This is a genomic window from Nostoc parmelioides FACHB-3921 (genome assembly GCF_014696625.1).
GTDB lineage: Bacteria > Cyanobacteriota > Cyanobacteriia > Cyanobacteriales > Nostocaceae > Trichormus > Trichormus parmelioides.
In genome coordinates this window covers 20,496-45,201 of sequence record NZ_JACJQL010000049.1, presented here as the reverse complement: position 1 = coordinate 45,201, position 24,706 = coordinate 20,496, and the positions used below count along the sequence as shown (strand labels likewise).

The window sequence follows — 24,706 nt, the reverse complement described above, 5'->3', positions numbered from 1 at the left end:
TGTGCTGTCGAGGGTTTGCTGATTTCTCTGATTGTTCGATACCTAGTGAGTAGATGATACTTTTTATCAATCCACTCTTTTGCCATTTTGTCAATGCGTAAGTCCTATATATCAATATAAAATCAGGCAAAATCACACACATTACGGTAAATCTGACATTAGCTGATTGCCATCAAACTTAATTAACAAAGGAAAAGAGTAATATAAATTACGAATTACCAATTATTTAATATGTCTCTAGCTCCTTGGCGAAGCGCGATCGCCCATGCCCTCCATCGTAACCGCAGCCTAGTTTACTCCCGCTACTTACAACTAGCCACAGTCAAAGCAAACGGTCATCCAGCTAACCGGACTATCGTATTTCGCGGTTTTTTGGCAGACAGCAACCAACTCAAATTTATCACTGATGCTCGTAGTGAGAAAATCGACCAGATACAGCAACAGCCTTGGGCAGAAGCTTGTTGGTATTTTGCCAATACCAGAGAGCAGTTTCGCATCACCGGACAATTAACTTTAGTGGCAAGTGATGAATCTCATGCTCACCTCCAACCAGCCCGGATTAGCACTTGGCAAGAACTGAGTGATGCTGCACGCTTACAGTTTGCTTGGCCTTACCCTAGTCAACCGAGAGATGAGGATCAGGCAGCCTTTAATCCACCGCCACCAAATCCCCAGCAACCAGTACCTAATTTTTGCTTACTACTATTAGAACCCACCCAGATAGACCATTTGGAATTACGAGGTGAACCACAAAACCGTTATCTTTATCGTCGTGATCACAACCAAGAGTGGACTATCCAAGCTGTTAACCCATAATGGGGAGTGCTGAACCCTAATAGGACTTACGCACACTGTCTGTTGAGACCCGGTGTAAGGGTATAGGGGTGTAAGGGTGTAAGGGTTTCAAAAGACAATTAGCGGGAGCTTGTTGGCGCAGTCTTGCCATAGGCTATTTTGAATTGAGGACTCACGTACTGAACCAAAAAACCCTGATTTTGACTATTGACTATTGACTATTGACAAAAAAGCCAGAAAATTGGTAACACTGCGTAAGTCCTGGAATTGTTAAATGCCAGCACCGTCTAAAAACTCTTGAATTGCCTTATCTCTGAGGTTGCACCACTGAGAATCGTGGGATCTCTCTGCTTCTTGTGAATTTGCAGCAACCAAAACCGGAACTTTAGCAGCAGATTGATTATTTTGTAAGGCTTGTATTTGTTGTTCTAGCGATTCAATGCGGTCAACCAAAGCGCGAATTGCTTGAGCTTCCGAGTCTGGTAAATTGTTATGTTCTAGGGGGTCAACTCGTCCACCAGAACGATAAACAATGCGCCCAGGAATACCTACAACAGTACAATTGGCGGGTACATCCCTAAGGACAACAGAACCAGCACCAATGCGGACGTTATTCCCGATTTGAAGATTGCCCAGTACCTTAGCACCAGCACCAACAACAACATTTTCGCCTAAAGTAGGGTGGCGTTTGCCGCTTTCTTTACCCGTTCCCCCAAGGGTGACACCTTGATAAATCAAAGCATAGTCTCCCACGATCGCAGTTTCACCAATAACCACACCCATACCGTGGTCGATAAATACACCTTGTCCAATTGTGGCACCAGGGTGAATTTCAATACCTGTCAAAAACCGAGCTATGTGAGAAATTAAGCGGGGAATAAACGGTAATCCAAGGCGATACAGCCAGTTAGCTACCCGATGGAATAACAAGGCTTGCAAACCAGGGTAACAAAACAAGACTTCCAGCAAATTACGAGCAGCCGGGTCACGTTCAAAGATGATACGAAAGTCAGCACGCAGTATAGAGAGCATCGAGATAGCACCCTCGGAAACCATAACAAGGTACTATCCCATAATATCTTTAATAGGGATTGGGTACTGGGGATTGGGTACTGGGGATTGGGGATAAAGTAAATGTTTATCTCCCCTGCTTCCCTTGCTCCTCTTCTCCCCTGCTCCCAAGCTATTGCTGTACCGTCAACGTGTAGTTAGTTTTGACTCCAGAGTGGAATTTACCTATCCAAATTCGATAGGTACCAGTTTTCCAGTTGATATCGTCAATACTAGCGTCTTTACTCTTTCCTGTATCGTCACCACAGCGAATTGTGGTGTCGTCTGGCCCTTGAATTAATAAAGTAGTATCTTTCCCGCCACTATTGATAAATAATTTTAGGCGCGGAAAGTCCTTTTCCAAAACCATTATGTGATCCGGCTTGGGGTCAGCAAAGCCAATGCAGGGTTTTCTTGAGCGATCGCGGTTACTAATAGCAGACAATGAATAAGACCCACCTGTATGACCGGAAACCTTCCCCTTTGCCGGTTCAAATCCTGGTGATAGGTGAAGTGTGGCAAAATTAGCTGTCTGAGCGATGACAGGTGTAGCAATTACACTTGTGACCATAGCCAACAGCCAACAGCCTCGCAAATAAAGTCGAGGGCGACAATCTTTCATAGCAGCCCTCCAACAGGCTCTAATAATAGTTTAGTAATGGTATATACATATTCTATTGAAAAAGTTTCGGAAAAATATAAACAGTTTGTGAAACCTTTTAATGTGGCACAAATTACGTATTTATGATTAGTATCAATTATGTTTTTTTAATGAAAATTAAAAGTTTTTACACCATCTTCATTGGAGTATATTCTCTGCTTGATAAATGCTGATGAGGGAGATTTTACTCAGAAAAGTGAAAACCAGTAAGAAAAGAGGTATGTTTCACATTTTGATTAATTGCTGGGATTCCAGATAAACTCTCCTGTTCTATTGATATAGCCAGCCTTGCCGTCAATATATACTAACGCCAGTTCATTTGTAAAACTCAAAGCCAAGTCAAATTTTGGCTGGATTACCATCTTACCTTGAGTATCAATATAGCCATACTTGTTATCGACTTTGACAGCAGCTAATCCTTCAGAAAATTTTGTGACTCTATCAAATTCAGCAGCAATTACTATATCACCACGAGGATTGATATAACCCCATTTCTCACCGATTTTTACTACTGCTAAATTAAAAGTAAATTCCCAAGCATCATCAAATTCTGGTGGGATAACAAGCTTACCAGATGTATTAATGTAACCGTATTTGTTGCCAATTTTAACTGCTGCTAAACCTTGGGAAAAAGCTAAGGTTTCGTCAAAATCCGGTTGTACAACTATATGTCCTTGAGAGTTTATATAACCCCATTTATTGTTGATTTGAATTGCTGCTAATCCTTCGTTAAAGTGTAGAGCCTTATCATACTGTGGCTGAATGACTAATTTACCACTAAAGTCTATATAACCCCACTTTTCATCAACCTTAACTGCTGCTAGCCCATTTCTAAAGGCTAAAGCTTCCTCGAATTGAGGTTGAATAACTAATTTTCCATTAGGGTTGATGTAACCGTATTTATAATCAACCAATACTAAAGCGAGTCTGTTAGAGAAAGCAAAGGCTAATCTAAACTGTGGAGGTATAATCTGTTTACCTGTAGTATCAATATACCCATATTTATCATCAATTTTAATCTGCGATCGCTCGTCTATAAAGCCCCAAGCTAAATCAAATTTTGGCTCGATGACTATTTTGCCAGTTTTGTCGATAAAACCATATTTGCCATTTTTAAGAATACGAAACAACGGACTTGTCACACGCTGAGATGCTAATAATTGATTAGGGTTTTGTTTTTGTCTAACAATGATACTTGATGCTTGTAATTTTGGATGATAAATACCAATTAGAGTATTAATGATAGTCAAACAGAGAAAAAGACAAATATATTTCTGCATTATTGATATGCAAATATTTTAGTAAGTTTATATTTATTGACTCATCCCTTGTAAAAATTGTTTTCTTGCATCAATAATTGAAGGCATTAAAACACAGCTTACCAATAAACTTATATCTAAATCCGGTAATAATTCACTTTCAGTAATTTGTTCATAATTATCATTTTTGAGACGATATAATAGTAATTGATTGTTTTCCCAAAACCAAACTTCAGTAATATTGAACCGTTTGTATTTTTCTAGTTTATCAATACTGCCACTGGTAATATTGACTTCAATTGCTAAATCGGGATTTTCTTTTTTCTCTCCGATGTAATAAGATTCATCAGGTTCAAAGGATGCACTTTTTTCTTTCGCCCGTCGTGTAGCACTCCCTACTGGAATGAAGTTTATACCTTTTTCAAAAAAGTATAATGCCAATAATATACCAATCACGCTTTTAATCATTTCATGCTGTTCACCAAGAGTCATAAATTCAATGCACCCATCAAGATAAGTTATTCGCAAACCTGCTGCATCTGCGGTTAAATTTTCTATTGTCTCTAATTCTTCCCAGGTATAATGACCTGGTAGGAGAAATCGCTGCTCTGAAATCGTGGTGTTTTTATTTAAGATTTGTAGTGTCATAGTTAGTGTGAGTAGAATAGTTTAGACAAAAATGATATTTAGGTAAATACTCAAAGTCCCATTTTTGATATAGGAATCCGATTTGATTATTGAAATTATCTAAGTATCTGTAGGGTGGGCAATGCCCACCACAAGCATGATACTGTGGGCATTGCCCACCCTACTTATATTTTAGAAATAAAATACTAGTCCTATATATGTAAAAATTTGAATATTTTTGAATATTTTTGTATAAAAATTAAGCTTAATCAAGAATAAATTAGTAGCCTGAGCAATTTGTTGGTAAATGGAACAAATATTTAACAAATTTAATATTTGTAGCCACTGGGATTAGTAATATTATAAAAGCTTTTGTCTGACTCAGTAAATGGCTGGCCTTTTCTTGTTCCCATTGTAATCAAGCGATCGCCGGCTATTCATAAGGCGCGATCGCTTGACTAAATTAATGATCAAGTTGGAATAAAATACCGCCTTTAAGCGTTCCCGACTCATTACCGTAACTACTGAAGGTGAGCGATCGCAAATTCTCAAAGAATGGTTTCCCGACTAATTCTACGAGCTTAAGTATGGGTATTTGCTGCTCTACTAAATTTTGACTTCTTGCCCAGTCCAGATAGATATAACCTTGATTTGGTTGGGGAATGGTAGCGATACTATCTTGGAAGTTGCGGTTATTGATTAAAGATTTGTCTTTATCCGTAAAAATCTCATAAATGGTTGCTAGGTCAGAGGTGAAAATTTCATAATTGCCTAAGGTTGTATGTACCCCTTTTACATTGGCTTCCACTATAAATGATGGTTTGTTTTTGCCATCAGCTTTTTGAGTTGCAGTAGTTAATTCTGTCCAGGCGACGACTGTTTGCTTGTCCAGTTTAATTGTATTAGTACTGAGTCCTTGAGATGAGGCGATCGCATCTAAACGCCCAATAGCTTCTGGTACATTTTCTGACTTTTCTGCCACAAAAACCCAGTCAGGAATGGTCTGACCTGTACGGGGGATTAATGCAACGGCGTATTCTCCCTGTACCCAGCTAAATATATCTTGTTCTAAATTGATACCCTGACTTTTCTGGACATCGGCTAAGGGTTGGATCAATCGGGAAATTATATCTGTTCCTGAACCAGAGATAGCTGTTTTTGCTTGTGTCCAGAGTTTGGCTAAATCGCTGTTACCCAAATGGTCTAAGTGGGAACCAGAAATGACCAACCCTGCTGATGCGGGAATATATTGTAATGCGCCTACAGGTTTAGATAGTGGGGATGATGTTGGCGTAACTTCGGATGAAGTAAGAAAACTGGTTTCTGCCAAGATTCCCTGAGGATTTAAAGTAAAAGCTACAGTTTCACTATCGTAGGTTGGTTCTGGTAAATCTAACCCTTGCCATTGTGCCACTAGAGGGAGATTGAGAAAAGCCGTAGCTAGAGAACCTTTAGGTATTTGTTCGATAGCTTTTTGGTATTGGGAAGAACTGAGCAAATTTAAATCAGGAGCCTGGACATTATTAATCGCGTCACGCAATACTTTAGGGTTGTTGGCGAATAACACAAAGTTATCAACCACTGCACCAGCCAGAGAATCGGACTCTGGTAAAGAACTATCATAGATAACCTTTGCGCCTTGATATTCTTCCGTTGCTAAGTTTGCTCCAGCTAATACCCGTTTGGAGAACAATAATTGCAAAAATTCCTGGCTTTTCTCTGGTTTGCTAGTTGCTAGCGCCATCAGATAGCCTGGTTGTCTACCATTCTCTGGGTCACGGTCAATATCTAGGGTAGTGACAGCCAATGTAATTTCATCTTTTAGCCAAGGTTGAATGTCTTGCTTATAATCTATGCCACTCTTAGCCAATAAGCTGGTTTTGAGTTTAGTTAATTCGCCTGAACTGTCGAAAGATTGTAACTTATCAGGATTAACCAGCAATGAAACCGTTACAGGAGCCAGCTTGGATATAAATATGGCTGCACTAGGTTGAGAATTAGACGCGACAATGTTAACCGGACTTTTAGCAAAGAACCAGTAAAAGCCAGCGATCGCCGCCACAATCAAAGCGATCGCCCCAGCAACAATAAAACCAGAAAATGAGCGTTGTGTGTTCATTAGTTATTTTGTCAGTTGTTAAAGACGCGATTAATCGCGTCTGTACAGTTGTCAGTTGCTGACGGGTGTGGGGGTGTAGGGGTTAGTGAAGTGATGATTTTCTCGTTAGTCTGAGAGTCATAGCTCACTGCTTAGTAAAAAACATACACTAATGATCTGCCTCCCCTGCTCCCCCGAAGTTCGCCCGGAGGGAAACCCTCCTTGCGACTTCTCCCCCTGCTTCCCCTGCTTCTTTTCCCTCCCCACTCTTCCCCTTTTCTGTCAACATAAATAATATAGGATTGTTTACTAAAACCTCATGACTGGGAATACTTCTGGGCAACCAATGACTCAAATTAGTGTAAATGACTTAGCTCTATATCTTGCTAATAAAGATGCAAATATTCAGTTAATAGATGTACGGGAACCGCAAGAGTTAGCGATCGCCCAAATTGATGGCTTTGTCAATCTGCCACTGAGTGAATATGCTCAGTGGTCAGAAAAAATCCCAACTATGTTTAATCCAGAAGCAGAAACCCTTGTATTATGTCACCACGGTGTCCGTTCTGCTCAGATGTGTCAGTGGTTAGTATCTCAGGGATTCACCAATGTCAAAAATATTGCTGGTGGTATTGCTGCCTACTCTCTGCTAGTTGACTCCTCAATTCCCCAGTATTAAGGGCTTACTAGCTCATTAAATTATCTCAAGCTGGAATACTAAACTCCAGCTTATTTGTGCTATTGTTGACAAAATTCTCTGAGTTTGACATTGCAGAAATGAAGCCCAATATAGTTAGGTTAAACCTACATTTAGCTAGCATCATAAGTATATATATCAACCATAAAAATACGTATCTTACAATACAATTTATATAATTCATATATGCAAAAATACTGAGAAAATCAAATAATATTACATCAATTTTTTTGTTTCATCAGGCGACACAAAAAATAGCAACTACAGAAATTTAATAATAGTTATTACAATAGAAATATATATTTTGCGTTTCTAATTAACTATTATTAATTTTTGCTTTAAAATTTCACAATTTTTCAAAAACTACTTAGCATTTGCCTTCCGTCAAACATATCCCTATGCAAGTCCAGTTGACTAATCGACAACAGCATATACTTTGGGCAACGGTACGTCATTATATAGCCACAGCAGAGCCTGTGGGTTCAAAAGCTTTGGTCGAAGAATACGACCTGGGCGTTAGCTCTGCCACTATTCGCAATGTAATGGGCGTACTAGAGAAATCTGGGTTATTGTACCAACCGCACACATCTGCTGGACGAATACCTTCTGACTCAGGTTATCGCATTTATGTTGACCAGTTAATTACCCCCTCTCTACGAGACACTACACGAACGGAAGTGTTAGCAAAAGAGGTAGAATCAGCCTTACAACAGCATCTGCAATGGGAAGACTGGAGTCTGGAGATACTGTTGCAAGGAGCCGCCCAGATTTTAGCTAGCTTGAGTGGGTGTATTAGCTTGATTACTATGCCCCAAACCAATACAGCATCAGTCAGACATTTGCAACTAGTGCAGATAGAAACGGGAAGAATCATGCTGATTTTGGTGACGGATAGTTATGAAACCCACTCAAAACTGATGGATTTACCCCCAGCCAGGAGTGAAACAAAACCCGACCCAGAAGTAATTGACAGGGAATTACAGATTGTTTCTAACTTCTTAAATAGTCACTTACGGGGGCGGAGTCTGTTAGAAATCAGCACCTTGGATTGGAGTCAATTAGATCGAGAATTTCAAAGTTATGGAGAGTTTCTAAAAAATTCCGTAGCAGAATTAGCCCATCGCAGTGCTGCGCCTGCTGCAACTCAAATTATGGTACGGGGTTTGGCAGAAGTTTTGCGTCAGCCAGAATTTTCTCAGCTTCAACAAGTGAAAACGATTATACAACTATTGGAAGAAGAGCAAGAACAACTGTGGCGGCTAATATTTGAGGAACCAGAGTTAGATGATACGCACAAATCCAAGGTAACAGTGCGTATCGGCGCAGAAAACCCGCTAGAACCGATACGCACCTGCTCCTTAATTTCTTCTACCTATCGCCGGGGAGCAGTCCCTTTGGGTAGTGTGGGGGTTTTGGGGCCGACACGCCTAGATTACGAAAGTGCGATCGCAGTTGTAGCGGCTGCTGCTGATTACCTCTCAGAAGCCTTCAGTTAAATTAGATGAAATCATGGTCAGAAAAATTGCCTTTGGGGTGCTGTGGTTAGGCTTTACATTTTATGCTTTTGTCCTTGCTCCTCCCGATCAACCCGATACATTCGAGCTAATCAAAAACTTGTCCACCGGTCAATGGCAAGGTGTAAATCCCCTAGTTATCACCTTATTCAACCTCATGGGTATCTGGCCTATGATTTACAGCGCCCTCATGTTTATTGATGGTAGAGGGCAAAAAATCCCAGCTTGGTTATTCACCACGGCTTCATTTGGCGTAGGTATTTTTGCACTGTTACCCTATTTAACTTTGCGAGAACCAAATCCTCAGTTTTCCGGGACAAAGAACACCTTAATTAAACTATTAGATTCTCGTGTGACTGGCGTGATTCTCACCATAGTCGCAGCGATTTTAGTCGCCTATGGTTTGGTAACAGGAGACTGGAGCAACTTTGTCCAACAATGGCAAACTAACCGCTTTATCCATGTTATGAGCCTAGATTTTTGCCTACTTTCGCTATTATTTCCTGCCTTGTTAGGAGATGATATGGCGCGGCGCGGTTGGCAAAAAACTCAGTTATTTTGGGTATTTGCTTTGATTCCTCTATTTGGCCCGTTGCTTTATTTGTGCTTGCGTCCACCACTACCAGAAGCAAGTGTAGCTGTAATATCTAATCAGCCGCAAAAGGTAGCAAGTTAGGCAATTTAATCATGACTGGTATTAGTAAGACTCAGAAAAAAGGTAAGTCGCTACCACCTAAACTGATTATTGGGTTAGGTAAGTTTGTGTGGACAACCCTTTGGCAAATCATGATGTCAAAACTTGCCCCCCGCAATCAATCAGGAGAATATATTCGTCCTAGTAGCCAGTTTAGGAATTCTGTTAGAACTGGGGAAGATAGCCCTTATCAACCAGCCGCAGGACGTTACAATCTCTACGTTGGTTTGGGTTGTCCTTGGGCGCACCGCACACTAGTAGTCCGGGCATTGAAAGGATTAGAGGATACAATTTCGGTATCTATTGTTATTCCCTCTCCCGATTCAGGGGGTTGGGTGTTCAACACTCCAGAGGAAGGTCGTCAGACTTTAGCTGAATTATATGCCCTGGCGGAAGCTGGCTATAGTGGACGTTCCACAGTACCGGTGTTGTGGGATAAAGAAACCAAAACTATTGTGAATAATGAGAGTGCAGACATTATTGTCATGCTGAACTCTGAATTTAATGAGTTTGCCAAAAATCCTACACTGAATCTTTATCCTGAAGAACTAAAACAGAAGATTGACTGGTGGAACGAGAAGATTTACGCCAATGTCAATAACGGTGTATATCGTTGCGGTTTTGCTCAAACCCAAGAGGCCTATGACAAAGCCTGTGATGAATTATTCACCACCTTGGATGAGATTGAGGTTGCACTCGCCAATAGTCGCTACCTTTGCGGTGATCAAGTCACTTTAGCCGATGCACGTCTATTTACAACATTGTTCCGTTTTGACATTGTTTATTACGGCTTATTTAAATGTAATCGCCGCAGAATACAAGATTATAAAAATTTAGGTGCATATCTGCGCGACTTGTATCAGCTAGAGGGCGTTGCTAGCACCTGTGATTTAGAAAGCATCAAGCGGGACTATTATGGGAATCTATTTCCCTTAAATCCTGGTGGGATTATTCCCTCTGGGCCAGATATGGCATATTTATTAAAACCGAGCGATGTCTAAAGACAAGACGAAAAGCGATCAGCTAGACTGGATTGATTTTTGATTCCCAGTACTAGGTATCAGCAGATTTTTCGTGTTTTGGTAACTGACCGTGAGAACAACGGTCAAACCACTCTTGGTATTTTTTTTGGTGTTCTTCGTCTTCAACAACAATAGAGACTCGTACCTGTTGACAACCATGTTTGCGTTCTAGAGCGATCGCATTTAATAATAAACTAGCAATTTTAGGAGAGCTAAAGCTGCCACTCACAGTTAAACCACCATCCCAACCCGGCAATTCATAGCTAGCATTTTGAGCTAATTCAATGCCGGCAATTTCTCCTTGGCTTAAATCAATCTCTGCAAGTTGTTTATTTACTGAGCCTATTTGTTCCACAATCAGCTTTTCGCGCCGCACTGGAACTTGCACCATCTGAGTTTCGATTACCTTACGAACAATGACTTCACCAATTTTCTGTCTATTCGTATCAACTACAAGCTTTTCTTCTAATAAACGAATATTTGTCTCTTCTTCAATTATATGATAATTGTCTGGCTCAGTTGAATTATCAGTTATTCTTTGATGGATTTGTGTTTCTGCGGCTAAATTATCGGGCATATAATCTACTGTTAAAACTTATATTTAGAGTTTTTACAGGTACAGGTAAAGTTAATATTGATGATTAAAATTTTACCTGTACTGCATTAGGAAGATGAGTTATTAGTGATTATTTAATAACTCAATTAATGAAAAATTAGCGTTCTTCAATGGGAAGACCAGGAGCATTTACGTCTAATTCTTCACGACGGATTTTTTCTTGAGCTTCCACAGTGTCATGCTCAACAACTTTTTGCACCCTGACTTCTTCGCGGACAAAAGCTTCTTTGCGAATGTCAGGGGTTTCTTCATGAAGTTCTACGCGAGCAACTTCGCCTTCACGGAAGTCAGCTGTACCAGGTGCGACCGCAGTACCAGCATCATCTGGCGTAACACGTTCAATCACCACGCGTTCTCTTTCCACTGGTACTGCTACCCGTGCAGTTTCCGTTTCTACGTGCTTACCAATAGCTACTTCACCAGTTTTTTGACGGCGCTTATTAGCAATTAGCCGTTCTTCATAAAGTCTCAGCGTTTGGTGATCTTGTTCATTGATTCCGAACAAACCAGGCTCTTGTTCGTATCTGTAGGTGTCGCGGGTATGCGTAGTTGCAGGTGTAGTTGTTTGGTAACTTGCATCTAATGGTGCAGAAGCTTCTAGAGGTGTTCTGCTTTCCAGAGGTGCTGACCCTTCCAAAGATGTGGTTCTGTCTACATTGGTGCTACTAGCGTAACTGGGATTACGATATACTCCACGTACCCGTTCTTCATAATCGTAATCAACAGCTAAACGGTCGTTGAATTCAGGTAAATTTTCAGCTTGGTCTCTGGTCATCCCAATTGCATAGACGCGACCAGCGCCATAATCAATCCGAGAACGACCGACTGGCAGTAATACTTTTTTACCGAAGATCCAAAAACCTAAGTCAACAATTAAATAGCGGAAGTGTCCTTCATCGTCCACCAAAACATCGTTGACAGTACCAATTTTCTCATCGCTTCTTTCTGTATAGACACCAAGTCCTTTTATGTCGTTACCTTGAAAGGAATCTTGATAATTAGGATCAAAATCTGCTAACTTGTAAAGTACCATGTAATTCCACCTCAAATATATAAAATGTCTCCTAATAACTAACCTAAATATTTCTTGTTTAAATTGCCTCTTTCTAGCGAATGAAGTTAGTTTTTAAATAAAAATCAAAAGTAATATAGTAATCATATTTGATTTATGAAATATACTTGTGGTGGGCAATGCCCACCCTACTTGTACTCCAGACGGTAAGTAATTATTACCTATCTTTTAACTAATCTCAAACATTTCCATGCTTTTCTACATTAGTTTCATTGACAAGTAAATTACCAGCAGTATCAATATCTAACTCTTCCCGACGAATTACATCTTGGGCTTCAACAGTATCACTTTCTACTACTTTTCTTACCCGGACTTCTTCCCGTACAAAAGCTTCTTTGCGAATTTCTGGGGTTTCTTCATACAATTCAATGCGTGCTACTTCCCCTTGTTGAAACTTAACTTCTTTGGGATCTACTATCGTATCTGGCGATGTTGGTGCGGCTCTTTCAATTACTACACGCTCTCTTTGAATAGGTACAGCCACCCGTGCGTTTTCTGTTTCAATGTGTTTACCAACTGCTACTTCACCAGTTTTGACACGATGCTTGTTAGCAATTAATCTTTCTTCGTAGAGTCTGAAAGTTTGATGATATTGCTCATTTAAATTATATAAAGCTGGTTCTTGCTGATAGTCGTATGTCTGACGATCATAAGTTAAATTGCTAGTTTGTGGACGAAAAACACCGCGTACTCTTTCTTCGTATTCTTCATCAACTGCAATATTGTCGTGATATTCAGGTAAATGTTCTACTTGTTCTTTGCTCAGTCCATCAACATAAACGCGTCTTTCTGGATAATTGATATGGGACAGACCAATTGGTAGTAAAATTCTTTTGCTAATTGAATCATCAATATGAGTGTCAATTACTAGATAACGAAAACGTCCTTCATTATCAACTAAAACATCAGCGATCGCTCCAACTCTCACTCCACTTTGGGTATAGAGTTCTAAAGCTTTAACATCATCGCCACCAAAGGTTTCTCTGTAGTTAGGGTCAAAATCTTCAAGTTTATAAAGAGGCATAAATTGTTACCAATTGTGCAGAATAGAATAATCTATCTATCAGCGTAAAAAGGTTTGGTCTCGTTTCCCTCTGGCTGACGACTGAAGTCAGTTGAGAGATTTTATTAAGGATGTATTTAAACTCTGGTACCCATAGGATGTCTGACTTGAGATTTAACAGCTTCTACAATGGCATCAGCGTCAATTTTGGCTGCATGGAGTAATTCTTCGGGTGTGCCAGAACTAGGCATATTATTTACTGCTAACTTAATTAGTTGTAGTTGGGAACCATCGTAGTTAGGAATGTCCCCAATACCAGCAAAGGCATCCAGTACTGCTGCACCTAATCCGCCTTCCTGCCAATGGTCTTCGACAACTACTAAATTACCATCTGTATCATCGGCTGCTTGATGTAGAGTTTGTACGTCAATGGGTTTAACAGAGTAAGCATCGATGATGCGGACTGTGATACCTTCGTTTTTGAGGCGATCGCCTGCTTTGATGGCTTCATGTAAAGTTATACCTGCACCAATGATGGTGGCTTGGTCTTGGTCGGAACTACGAATAACTTTACTACCACCGATGGGAAACTCTTCTTCGATTCCGTAGATAACTGGTGTATTTTCTCTGGTGGTGCGGAGATAAACAATACCCTGGCGATCGCTCATCTGTTCTACTAGTTTCGCTGTTTGATTGGCATCACAAGGGTAGAGTACGGTACTATTCCACACTGCCCGAAAGGCGGCTAAGTCTTCCAATGCCATTTGTGAAGGGCCATCTTGACCAATGGATACACCCGCGTGGGAACCGACTAATTTAATATTGGCGCGAGAAATGGCTGCCATCCTCACAAAATCGTAAGCACGACTTAAGAAGGCGGCAAAGCTAGAAGCAAAAGGTTTATACTGGCGTACTTGCAAGCCAACGGCGGCTGCAACCATTTGCTGTTCAGCAATGTACATCTCAAAGTAGCGTTCTGGGTAAGCTTCGGCAAAATCTTCAGTGTAAGTAGAATTGCTCACCTCTGCATCCAGGGCAACAACATCAGGTTGAGCAGCACCTAAGGCTTTGAGAGCATCGCCATAGGCGCGACGAGTGGCAACTTTTGCACCTTGTTCATAAGTGGGTAGTTGCAAGGGTTGGGGGTTACCTAATGTGGGTTGTCCTGGTTCCGGTTTGGCTACTTCAATAGTAATGTGACGTTCACCACCTAATTCAGCGATCGCTTGTTTTGCCGCATCGGGTTTTAAAGCTTTACCATGCCAACCACCCAAATCTTCCAAAGACGCTACGCCTTTACCTTTCTTGGTACGGGCAATAATTACGGTGGGGCGATCGTTAATACTAATTGCCGCACTAAAGGCTTGGTCAATTTCCACCAAATCGTGACCATCTATCTCAATCGCCTGCCAACCAAAAGCCTTGGCACGATTAGCATAGGCTTGAGTATTCCAGCCTAACTCTGTCTGACCCCGTTGACCGAGGCGGTTAACATCGATAATGGCGATGAGATTGTCTAGGGTGTAGTGTGCAGCATGGTCGAAAGCTTCCCACACCGAACCTTCGGCTGTTTCACTGTCACCTAACAACACCCAGACGTTATAAGGTAGCTGGTCTAAATATTTCCCCGCTAACCCCAACCCCATACCGATGGGTAATCCTTGCCCTAAGGAACCAGTCGCCACATCCACCCAAGGTAATACTGGTGTGGGATGACCTTCCAGGCGGCTTCCTAATTGTCGCAGTGACATTAATTCCTCATCGGTGATGACCCCAGCCGCTTTATACATGGCATAAAGTAAGGGTGCGGCGTGTCCTTTCGAGAGAATGAAGCGATCGTTATTAGGGTGATGTGGATTGTCAAAATCGTAGTGAAGATAATTAGTTAATAAAACCGCCATTAAATCGGCTGGTGACATAGAAGAAGTAGGGTGGCCTGAACCGGCGACGGTTGTGGCGCGAATACTATCTATTCGCAATTGTTGCGCTAATTCATGCCATTGGTGTAGTTGCGCTTGTGTAGTCATAAGCTATGAAGCTTTTAAATTACATAGTCACTTGTATGATTTGTTAACAGTTGACGGTTAACAGTTAACAGCTAACACGAAAAAATGTGCAAGTTAAATAGATTCTTATTATGTAAATAGGAAAATGTTGTATAAGAATCTGATTTGATTATTGAAAAAATATAAATATCTGTAGGGTGTGTAATGCCTACCATGCTAAGTATATTTCACAAATCAAGGATGAATCCTATAGTCAATTTTTATTCAACTAAGACAAGATATTCGTGCTATTTAGTCCACTCTAGAGAGTTAAAAAATTAATTACTTCTTTCTAATGGAATAATCATTCTTTCTTCCAAAAGTAGTAGAAGATTAACAAAAATAGAATCATATTCAAGGCTAAAAAAGCTCACAGACTTATAGAAGACAATTTCAAGCACCAGAAGGTAATACTAAGGTTAAGGATTTATGCAACATAGGGAAAATGTAGGGGCTTACATATGTAAGCCCCTACCAAGGTATCTGCCACATTCTTTTTTCAAACTGATCTTAAGTATTAAGTTAAGGCGATCGCCTACACTTGTCCTGGTGCTTTATTAGGAGTTTGTTGTTGCCGTTAATCTACCACCTTGAGCAATCCGTTTTGTAAAGCAGTAAATACTCGGCTAATTTGCTGTTGTTCACCTTCGCTTAAGCCGTCTTTGGAGAGCAGTGTAGACATTAATAACTGCTGATCTCGGCGTGATATTCTGCCAATACTAAAAATGCGCTCAAAAAGTGTTTCTAAATTGATTTGGGTTGAGGGGCTAGTAATTTGCATATTCCTCACCAAAATTTATGTTTTTTAAATTTATCCCAAGAGAATAACAATTTTCTGTAAAGTCTGACATGAGTAGGCACACGGAATAGCAAATGCTCAATAGTTATAAGCTTGATGCCTCCTCTGATACTCACCTTTTAGGTACAATAACTGGGCAGTTCCGCAAGCAACAGGTAAAGAATCATGGCTCACGCACAGATTGGGATTATTGGTGGTAGTGGTCTCTACAAAATGGAAGCCCTAAAAGATGTAGAAGAAGTACAAATAGAAACGCCTTTTGGTTCGCCCTCTGATGCGTTGATTTTGGGAACATTAGATGGAACAAGAGTAGCATTTTTAGCGCGGCATGGTCGTAATCACACGCTGTTACCTACAGAGTTACCCTTCCGTGCCAATATTTACGCTATGAAGCAATTGGGTGTGGAGTACTTAATTTCAGCCAGCGCCGTGGGTTCCTTGAAAGAAGAAGCTAAACCACTGGATATGGTAGTCCCAGATCAGTTTATTGATAGGACAAGAAATCGAGTTTCGACTTTTTTTGGCGAGGGTATTGTGGCTCACATTGCCTTCGGCGACCCGATTTGCAAAAATTTAGCTGGGGTTTTAGCTGATGCGATCGCATCCTTAAATTTACCAGATGTCACACTCCACAAGGGTGGCACGTATGTTTGCATGGAAGGCCCAGCATTTTCCACCAAAGCCGAATCCAATCTATATCGTAGTTGGGGTGCAACAGTCATCGGTATGACCAATTTACCAGAAGCCAAGTTAGCCAGAGAAGCAGAAATCGCCTATGCAACTTTGGCATTAGTCACAGATTACGATTGTTGGCATCCAGACCACGATAGTGTAACAGTGGAAATGGTAATTGGTAATTTACTCCGCAATGCAGTTAATGCTCAAAAAGTTATTCAAGAAACAGTGAGGCGTTTGAGTGAAAATCCCCCACATAGTGAAGCTCATTCAGCTTTGAAATATGCAATTTTGACAAATCTAGAGAAAGCGCCTGTAGCTACAAAAGAAAAGTTGGGCTTATTGTTGCAGAAGTATTTATAATATCTTGTCTGTTTCAATACTGGTCATATTTGTGGTGATGGGTAATGGGTAATAAGTAATGGAAAACATAATTAATTACACACAGGGTTAAGGGGGTAAGGGTTTTAAACATTTACACCCCTATACCCCTGTACCCCTTTTTAAGGGTATTCATGAGAAACAAAGGGTATAGCAACTACTTCTCCCTCACTGTTTCCTACCTGCACTTGCAAACCCACACCACCAGCTTTGCTACGAATGTAAGCTAGACCAAAATAACCATCAGGAGTTTCTGTATAACTGGTGAGTTTACCAACTTTTTCCTCACCAATATTAATAGTATCTCCAATTTCTGCCGGAGCGTTAAGACGGATACCCCACAGATATTGTTTGACCCCTTTATATGTATTTAATCTAGCAATAGTTTCTTGCCCGATATAGCAACCCTTGCTAAAAGAAATAGTCTGCCATAAACCCGCTTCCAAAGGATTGTAATCGTCAGTTAATTCTGCATCTGGCGCTGGTCTTCCTTGTAATATGCGTAAAGTATCCCAACCGCGATCGCTCAATTCTACCGCCCCTGAGTCGAGAATTTGCTGCCATACTTGCTGTTTTTGGGACACTGGCAAAATCAAAGTATATCCAGGGGAAGCCAAACCACTGCCCACCGCAACGATCGCACCGCCATTGATAGTAATATGATTGCCGTGGGGTTGACCAATAATTCCTCCCGCCCCCAACTTTTTCACTACAGCGTCACTACCAGGCCCAATAATACTAAAAGTGGCAGTTTCTTCACTCACATCAGTTAACTGTACCTTATCAGCAAAGAAGATATAGCGATCCAGCCATTGCAGCAAAAATTCCCGACGACTAGGGGAAACTAAAAGTATGACTGCATCATCAAGAACATAACTACTCACCAAATCTATAGTCCGGGCTGTAGATGTCACCATTACAGTATCACAGCCCTGTCCTGGCTTCAAAGCCTGGAAATCATTAGTACTTTGATTGTGTAAAAACCGCAGACGGTCATCATCAGAAACACGGATAATTCCCCAATTGGAGCGATCGCATACAGCAACTTCTGCTGTTGCGGCTTGGATAGCGGCTGTGTCTTTACCGTCTATTGCAGATGTCGGCATGATAGTCAAGCGTTAAATTTAATTTATGTTAAATAACCACAGAAGCAATTACTTTAGATATATCCTAATTTCAGTTGACATATCTAAAAATATATTTTGTCCATTAAATGCTAACGTTATCCCCAAAAATGAATGCTTCATTTCCATGCTTTATCTGAATTATCCAGGGCAAACTGTATTGGTGTTTGTGCGTTTCTAGTCCCAGCCAACCTACTCGCCACATTATTGACAATTATCTTGGCTGTCATAGGTCGCCCAACCCAACAAATTTGGCAAGCTCTCAGCCTAGCTAGTATTTTTGCAGTAGTGATGATTCTACACGTATACACATGGTTCGAGATTGGCGTGGTCATGCCTCCTACATATATTTTGTTAGGATTAGCAGTCACTTGTTTAGTAGCTAACTTTGCCGCCCTAATCCTACACAAGCGCCACTTTTATCGCCAAAGCATTTCTCAAAACGCCTAAAATCCTTGATTAGGAGTGAGGAGTGATGAGTAAGAATTCCTCCCTCATCTCCTCATCTTTCTCAGTCCACCATCTCATCAACCCAGTAGCAAACTCTCCGCGTAACTCCGCGCACACCTCCGCGCCCCTCTGTCTTGAAAAGTTTCCTACGGAGGGAGACCCTCCTACAGAACTTTTCGCTGCGTTCAAAACACTCCCATCATCTCACCACGAATTTACGCACAGGGATACCAAGTAATTCAAAATTTTCATAGTAAATTTATAATCTCTCCTCACCCCTACATCATTAGAGAGACGGTAAATGCTGATAAAGTCAATACTTTCTTTCATCTAGACTTATCTAAGTTAGTAGATGCACTTATGGTGTAAATTTATTTTTTTAGTGAAAACACCGAGTAATATCTTCCGATAAGTAGATGAGTGTGTCAATATTACTGAATCAATAGGTAACAAAAATCCCTGGCAAGTCTATATCCGAAAGCAGCACATCTGCACAAAGTAAGATATCTGATGCCATACCAAATGACTCACTGCTTAACTATCCCAGAAGTTGCCAATGACAAACGTCTCTACCCTGGTTGAACTGCTACGCGCTCGTGCTAATCATGAGCCGGACAAGCTCGCCTATATGTTTCTCATCGATGGGAAAACAGAAGGCCCAAAGTTAACATACGCAGAACTTGATCGTCTAGCCCGTGCCATTGGTGCATTATTGCAGAAACATAATGCTAAAGGTGAACGTGTTTTGCTGCTGTACCCCCAGGGATTAGACGTGATGGCAGCATTTTTGGGTAGTCTTTATGGTGGAGTCATCGCCATCCCCGCACCACCCCCTGATGCTGGTAGATTGAAACGCGCACTACCACGATTAAGGGCGATAGTCAAGGATGCCAACGCTAAATTTGTCTTGACCAACCAGCACCTGTTGAGTGTTCTACAAGCAGCCAAGTTAGATTTTCCCGAATTTGAGGAAATGACTTGGTTCGCCAGCGAAGACATCGATTTAGAACTAGCAGACCAATGGCAAGACCCGCAAATTACTCCAGATACCCTGGCATATTTGCAATACACATCAGGCTCGACTTCCACACCCAAGGGTGTGATGATTAGCCACCACAACATTATGCACCACTGTGCCTATCTACAAAAAGCCTGTGGTTACGATGCTGAAAGCGTTTCCATCACCTGGATGCCATATTTCCACGATTACGGGCTAGTAGAAGGGTTGACCGTACCTATCTACAACGGACATCCTTGCTATGTCATGTCACCAATGGCATTTATCAAACAGCCTGTACGGTGGCTGCAAGCAATTTCTCGCTATCGTGGTACTCATAGTCAAGCTCCTAACTTTGCTTATGAACAGTGCGTTCGTCGCGTCACCGATGCACAACTAGCTACCCTGGATCTCAGCAGTTGGGTAGCAGCAGGGAACGCCGCCGAACCAATTAACCCTAGAGTTTTAGAAGAGTTTTTTGAGAAGTTTGCCCCTAGTGGTTTCAAGTGGGAAACCTTTGCACCTGCTTATGGATTGGCAGAAAATACACTGTTGGTTTCCACTAGCCCCAGAAATACACCACCTGTTCTGTGTTTGGTCGAAAAAACCAAAATTGAGCAGAACAAAATTGTGGAAGCCACTAGCTGGGGTGATGGAGTCCGGGCTATCCCTGGATGCGGTCGTCTAGTTTGTGAGACACAAGTCGCTATAGTCAATCCAGATACCTTGACTCGTTGTGAAGCGGATGAAGTTGGTGAGGTATGGGTAGCAGACCCCAGCGTGGCTGGTGGTTATTGGCAACGCCCACAGGAAAGCGAAAGTACCTTCCGTGCCAAGATTGCCGGGAATAATCAAGTCTCATTCCTCCGCACAGGTGACTTGGGCTTTATCAAGGGTGGTGAGTTGTTCATCACCGGACGCATCAAAGACTTGATTATTATCCGGGGGACTAATCATTATCCCCAAGACTTGGAGTGGACTGTACAGGAAATTCACCCGTCCCTGCGCCCAGACTACGGTGCAGCCTTCTCCATCGATGTGGATGGCGTGGAACAACTGGTAGTAGTCCAGGAAGTTAAACGCAAACCAGAAGAAGAGTTTAACTCAGATGAGGTATTGACCAATATTCGGCAAGCGATCGCCGAAATTCACGAACTACAAGCATACGCTGTGGTTCTTGTCAAGCCTGGTAATGTTCTCAAAACCTCCAGTGGCAAAATTCAACGACGCGCCTGCAAAGCCAGTTTCCTCGCCGGTGAGTTGGAAGTTTTAGCCGATTGGAGCGAAAACCCCAAATACACCGCCAGCTATCGGCGACTACAAGGGGAAGTAGACTCTTTGCTGGAAAAGGTGCAAGTTACTCACTAAGGAGAAAATTATGCAGCCACTCAAGCAATATTGGATCGCAGAAGCATTAGAAAAAGATTTGGGCGACCCTACTAACCCAGATAATGTGATGTCGTTCAAGCAGGTAATTGACCTGGATGAACGAGAAGAGTTTCCCCACGAGATTATTAATTGGCTCTACAACTGGAAACTCCAACACTATTACATTCCCACAGAATGCGGCGGCGAATTTACCTCCTTTGACGAGTTTATCGCCTTTGTGCGCGTCCTTTCCCGCCGTGACCAAACCGCAGCGATCGCCTTCACCACCATGTTCTGGTCATACCTGACATGGATGGCAGGCACAGACGAGCAGAAGCGCATCCTGTCCAGCTTTATGAAAGATGCCAACGGGGCTATGTGTCTGGCATATTCAGAAAAAGCCCACGGTAGCGATTTACTCGCCAGTGATGTGAGAGCGACAAAAGTTCCTGGCGGCTACATCCTCAACGGTGAAAAATGGCCGATTAACCGCGCCACCATCTCCGGCGTTACCTTCGTCCTCGCTAAAACCGACGAAGAGGGCGGAGCGCGTAGCCTTTCCCTATTCATGGTAGAAAAGAGCAAAATCGACCCCGCCAACTATAGCCACCTACCAAAAATCTTTACCCACGGTGTGCGCGGTTCCGATATGAGCGGGATCAAGTTTGAGAACTGCTTCATCCCTGAATCCATGCGCTTGGGAGCAGAAGGGGCAGGACTAGAACTAGCACTCAAAGGCTTCCAAATCACACGCGCCCTGTGTGCCGCCTTTTCCCAAGGGGCTGCTGATACTGCCCTGAGGACTACCCTCAAATTTGCCTTGGGACGGCAGCTATACGGCAAGACCGTCTATGATATGCCCCAACCCAAGCGCACTTTAACCGATGGGTTTTTAGATATCCTCGTTTGCGACTGTGCCACCATCGGCGTTGCTCGTGGCTTTAACACCATGCCAGAGCAAATAAGCGTTTGGTCAGCAGTGGTGAAATACTTCGTCACCACGACCCTAGAAACAGTCGTGCAGAATGTCTCCGTCGTTTTGGGTTCACGCTTTTATATGCGTGAAGAACACGACTATGGCATTTTCCAAAAAGTACTGCGGGATAACGCCATCATCAGTATGTTTGATGGCAGTACTGTAGTTAACCTCCATGCCCTGTTGCTGCAACTACGTCAGCTTACCAAGTCCCGCATCAGAAATGCTGGACGCAACCAAGACACCTTACAAGCACGTCTAGCAGCCACCTTTGACTTAACCCAGCCCTTACCCCCATTTGATGGTAAGAAGTTGGAACTAGTCAACCGAGGCGGTGACGACGTTCTCCAAGGACTCAGTTTAGCGCTGACATCCCTAATTGATTTAAAGACAGACTCCAGCCTCAATGGGGAGGTATTGCAGCAAATTATCCAACTAACCGAAATAGTACAGGAGGAATTAAATACTCTTGATCATCAGATTACAGAGTCTGCCTTCCAGTTTGGGCATGAGCAAGCGCCAGAAGTCTTCGACATAGCCAAACAATACTGCGTCCTGCACGCGGCTGCTAGCTGTGTCCATATGTGGCTTCACAATCGCCATCATTTGGGAGACTTCTTTAGTAATGGCGAGTGGTTAGCACTCGGCCTCCGCAAACTGCTGTTGACCTTCCGCCCGGCTAAAGCCTTACCAGGGCGGATTGATGACGCAGCAGTTGCCCAAGAGTTAGTCCGGTTGTATACCGACAATCGGATGTTTTCCATCGTTCCCTTTCAATTAGCAAACCCTCAACTACAAGAGACTACGACTGATGCAACTCAAAGACTCCAACTCCAAGCCTAGTACTAATAACGCTGTTGACACCATCCAAGAGTGGTTAGTTAACCAGATTGCTACACAACTGAGCATTAAAGCTCAAACCATCAAAGTGACTGAACCCTTGACTCGCTACGGTCTAGATTCCATTGATTCAGTTACCATCGTTGGTGAATTAGAAGACTGGCTTGATGCAGAACTACCTCCTACCTTACTCTGGGACTACCCCACCATTGAAAAAGCCTCTCAATATTTGGTGAACGAAGTAGGTGTAACACCTGCGGAAACAGCAACGGCTGAACCTGTCGCCAATCAACCCAAACAAGAAGCCCCCAAAGAAAAAGCTTGGGGCGGTTTGTGGAACAAAATCAGTGGCAGTTAAGTAATTCGTAATACCCTACGGCAAGGCTAACGCCTATGTAATTCGTAATTCGTAATTACAGTCTCAACTACGAATTACGAATTAGTAATGATCAATTATTCATGGGGGGATGTTAATTGAATTTCTCAGAGTTTTCCTTCTGGTGGGTGCTGTTGCTGTTTAGCATCCCTTACTTTACAGTCCGGTATGTTGCTAAGTCATTGAACCTGTGGAAAGGTTCCTTTGATGCCATCGGCTTGGCGGCAATGTCTTTGCTGTTGTTTGTCAACGCTTCTCGTTCTAGCTTTGCCATTTTTGTTTGTGAAATCATCTTCAACTACGTCATGGTGTGGTTGATGTTGCGTCAACAAGGATGGAAAGCTAAAGCGATCGCCACAACTGTCATAGTTATAGATATTGTCATCCTGGCTTATTTCAAATATCTCAACTTCTTTGTCGAAGATGTTCTAGGGCTGTTAGTACCAGGATTAGCCACCAATTGGCAATCCAAGAGTATTCCCGGTATGGGTTCCATTCCCCCAGGATTATCTTTTTACACCTTCCAGATGGTGGCGTTTGTTGTTGACTCCTACACCAGCCGGAAAAAACGTGCCATTGGCGCATTAGATTACGTCAATTTCGTCTCCTTCTTCCCCCAGGTAGTAGCAGGCCCCATCGAACGCCGGGGTGATTTGTTTCCCCAAATTGAATCATTCCGTTTTAAATTCACATACGACAACTTTGAAGCAGGTTTTCGCTGGCTGTCTTTAGGACTATTCATGAAGTTTGTCCTAGCAGATAATATTTCACCTTATATCAAATTAGACCAAGCCCAAAACCCTTGGCTGGTATGGTTCTTTGCCTTTTTATTTACATTACAAATTTACTTTGACTTCGGCGGCTATAGTTTTATTGCTCTGGGTTTAGCAAAATTTTTAGGTATTAACTTAACGATTAACTTTTTGGCTCCTTACACATCCCAAAGCATCAACGAGTTTTGGCGCAGATGGCACGTCACCCTCAGCACTTGGTTTCGGGATTACGTTTTCTTACCTCTCATGGGTAAGAACAAACAGTGGGCCCCATTTTATCTATTTCTCACCTTCACCCTTTCGGGATTCTGGCATGGAGCCGCGTGGAACTTCGTCTTCTGGGGTGCTTACCACGGGCTATTATTATTAGTCATACGTTACGCCGGACGACCTTTTTACAAACTTGTGGGACAGCAACGCTTCCTTATGCCCCAGTTTATTTCCTGGGCGTTGACCTTTGGTTCAGTAATCTTGGGATGTCTGTTTTTCATGGAAACCAAGACACCAAGATTATTAGAGAAGTTGCAAACAATCCTCAATCCCTGGACATATTCCCTAGCCAATCTTGGCGAAGCCATGAGTTTCTTCAGTGGTAACGAAGCGATCGCACTAGGATTTACTCTAGTATTAGCCACGGCTGTATTGCTGATGGAACACATTGGAGTCTGGCAACAACGGGCGTGTGAATATGACTTGTTACTCTCCCCCTGGGTTTCGCGGGTGCTGTTAGCCTTAACTGTCTTACTAGCTGCGAATACACCATCGCCCTTTATCTACTTTGAGTTCTAAGGAAT

General features: G+C 42.2%; 22 protein-coding genes. 11 read left to right on the top strand and 11 right to left on the bottom strand.

Features of this window, described 5'->3' with window-relative positions:
* Positions 1–231 precede the first annotated feature (231 nt).
* The gene (locus H6G14_RS24315; protein ID WP_190570384.1) at positions 232–816 is read left to right on the top strand and encodes an Npun_F5749 family FMN-dependent PPOX-type flavoprotein; all 585 of its coding nucleotides are present in this window, start codon (positions 232–234) and stop codon (positions 814–816) included.
* A gap of 249 nt (positions 817–1,065) precedes the next feature.
* Here the strand turns inward: H6G14_RS24315 and cysE are convergent, their stop codons facing one another.
* From cysE to H6G14_RS24290, 5 genes are all read right to left on the bottom strand, one after another.
* A complete protein-coding gene (gene cysE, locus H6G14_RS24310; protein WP_190570383.1) occupies positions 1,066–1,827 on the bottom strand; it encodes a serine O-acetyltransferase in 762 nt (253 codons plus the stop codon).
* Between the two features lie 151 nt (positions 1,828–1,978).
* The gene (locus H6G14_RS24305) at positions 1,979–2,467 is read right to left on the bottom strand and encodes a hypothetical protein (protein WP_190570382.1); all 489 of its coding nucleotides are present in this window, start codon (positions 2,465–2,467) and stop codon (positions 1,979–1,981) included.
* 275 nt (positions 2,468–2,742) lie between these two features.
* Entirely contained in the window at positions 2,743–3,786 is a 1,044-nt protein-coding gene (locus H6G14_RS24300) for a WG repeat-containing protein (protein ID WP_190570381.1), read from the bottom strand.
* A gap of 33 nt (positions 3,787–3,819) precedes the next feature.
* Positions 3,820–4,413, bottom strand: coding sequence for a Uma2 family endonuclease (locus H6G14_RS24295; protein WP_190570380.1), 594 nt, complete (start codon positions 4,411–4,413; stop codon positions 3,820–3,822).
* 442 nt (positions 4,414–4,855) lie between these two features.
* Positions 4,856–6,511: a DUF3352 domain-containing protein gene (locus tag H6G14_RS24290; RefSeq protein ID WP_190570379.1), complete on the bottom strand. Its 1,656-nt coding sequence runs from the start codon at positions 6,509–6,511 to the stop codon at positions 4,856–4,858.
* A 298-nt stretch (positions 6,512–6,809) separates the two neighbouring features.
* Here H6G14_RS24290 and H6G14_RS24285 point away from each other — a divergent pair, with 298 nt between their 5' ends.
* The 4 genes from H6G14_RS24285 (at position 6,810) to H6G14_RS24270 (ending at position 10,396) form a co-directional block, all read left to right on the top strand.
* Positions 6,810–7,169 carry a rhodanese-like domain-containing protein gene (locus tag H6G14_RS24285; RefSeq protein WP_190570378.1) on the top strand — a complete coding sequence of 120 codons (360 nt, stop codon included), beginning with the start codon at positions 6,810–6,812 and terminating at the stop codon, positions 7,167–7,169.
* 416 nt (positions 7,170–7,585) lie between these two features.
* Positions 7,586–8,683, top strand: a complete 1,098-nt coding sequence (gene hrcA / locus H6G14_RS24280) for a heat-inducible transcriptional repressor HrcA (RefSeq protein WP_190570377.1) — start codon at positions 7,586–7,588, stop codon at positions 8,681–8,683.
* Positions 8,684–8,696: 13 nt separating this feature from the next.
* A complete protein-coding gene (locus H6G14_RS24275; protein WP_190570376.1) occupies positions 8,697–9,377 on the top strand; it encodes a DUF2834 domain-containing protein in 681 nt (226 codons plus the stop codon).
* 11 nt (positions 9,378–9,388) lie between these two features.
* Entirely contained in the window at positions 9,389–10,396 is a 1,008-nt protein-coding gene (locus H6G14_RS24270) for a glutathione S-transferase family protein (protein ID WP_190570375.1), read from the top strand.
* A 52-nt stretch (positions 10,397–10,448) separates the two neighbouring features.
* On the opposite strand, the gene H6G14_RS24265 is transcribed toward H6G14_RS24270, so the two are convergent.
* From H6G14_RS24265 to H6G14_RS24245, 5 genes are all read right to left on the bottom strand, one after another.
* Positions 10,449–10,994, bottom strand: coding sequence for a DUF2382 domain-containing protein (locus H6G14_RS24265; RefSeq protein ID WP_190570372.1), 546 nt, complete (start codon positions 10,992–10,994; stop codon positions 10,449–10,451).
* A 136-nt stretch (positions 10,995–11,130) separates the two neighbouring features.
* Positions 11,131–12,066: a DUF2382 domain-containing protein gene (locus tag H6G14_RS24260; protein ID WP_190570369.1), complete on the bottom strand. Its 936-nt coding sequence runs from the start codon at positions 12,064–12,066 to the stop codon at positions 11,131–11,133.
* Positions 12,067–12,283: 217 nt separating this feature from the next.
* The gene (locus H6G14_RS24255) at positions 12,284–13,129 is read right to left on the bottom strand and encodes a DUF2382 domain-containing protein (RefSeq protein ID WP_190570362.1); all 846 of its coding nucleotides are present in this window, start codon (positions 13,127–13,129) and stop codon (positions 12,284–12,286) included.
* 116 nt (positions 13,130–13,245) lie between these two features.
* On the bottom strand, positions 13,246–15,135 hold the full coding sequence (locus tag H6G14_RS24250) for a transketolase (protein ID WP_190570360.1): 1,890 nt from the start codon (positions 15,133–15,135) through the stop codon (positions 13,246–13,248).
* Between the two features lie 595 nt (positions 15,136–15,730).
* A complete protein-coding gene (locus tag H6G14_RS24245) occupies positions 15,731–15,934 on the bottom strand; it encodes a hypothetical protein (RefSeq protein WP_190570358.1) in 204 nt (67 codons plus the stop codon).
* A gap of 183 nt (positions 15,935–16,117) precedes the next feature.
* Here H6G14_RS24245 and H6G14_RS24240 point away from each other — a divergent pair, with 183 nt between their 5' ends.
* Entirely contained in the window at positions 16,118–16,990 is an 873-nt protein-coding gene (locus H6G14_RS24240; protein ID WP_190570355.1) for an S-methyl-5'-thioadenosine phosphorylase, read from the top strand.
* Positions 16,991–17,130: 140 nt separating this feature from the next.
* Here H6G14_RS24240 and ygfZ read toward each other — a convergent pair whose 3' ends face one another.
* Positions 17,131–18,114 carry a CAF17-like 4Fe-4S cluster assembly/insertion protein YgfZ gene (ygfZ, locus tag H6G14_RS24235; RefSeq protein ID WP_190570353.1) on the bottom strand — a complete coding sequence of 328 codons (984 nt, stop codon included), beginning with the start codon at positions 18,112–18,114 and terminating at the stop codon, positions 17,131–17,133.
* 132 nt (positions 18,115–18,246) lie between these two features.
* Between ygfZ and H6G14_RS24230 the strand changes: the two genes are divergently transcribed.
* The 5 genes from H6G14_RS24230 (at position 18,247) to H6G14_RS24210 (ending at position 24,701) form a co-directional block, all read left to right on the top strand.
* Positions 18,247–18,582: a hypothetical protein gene (locus tag H6G14_RS24230; protein ID WP_190570351.1), complete on the top strand. Its 336-nt coding sequence runs from the start codon at positions 18,247–18,249 to the stop codon at positions 18,580–18,582.
* A gap of 556 nt (positions 18,583–19,138) precedes the next feature.
* A complete protein-coding gene (locus H6G14_RS24225) occupies positions 19,139–20,947 on the top strand; it encodes a fatty acyl-AMP ligase (protein ID WP_190570349.1) in 1,809 nt (602 codons plus the stop codon).
* A 10-nt stretch (positions 20,948–20,957) separates the two neighbouring features.
* Positions 20,958–22,766, top strand: coding sequence for an acyl-CoA dehydrogenase family protein (locus tag H6G14_RS24220; RefSeq protein ID WP_190570348.1), 1,809 nt, complete (start codon positions 20,958–20,960; stop codon positions 22,764–22,766).
* Positions 22,735–23,121, top strand: a complete 387-nt coding sequence (locus H6G14_RS24215) for an acyl carrier protein (protein WP_190570346.1) — start codon at positions 22,735–22,737, stop codon at positions 23,119–23,121. The genes H6G14_RS24220 and H6G14_RS24215 overlap by 32 nt, the downstream gene beginning before the upstream one ends.
* A gap of 116 nt (positions 23,122–23,237) precedes the next feature.
* Positions 23,238–24,701: an MBOAT family O-acyltransferase gene (locus H6G14_RS24210; RefSeq protein WP_190570344.1), complete on the top strand. Its 1,464-nt coding sequence runs from the start codon at positions 23,238–23,240 to the stop codon at positions 24,699–24,701.
* Positions 24,702–24,706 lie beyond the last annotated feature (5 nt).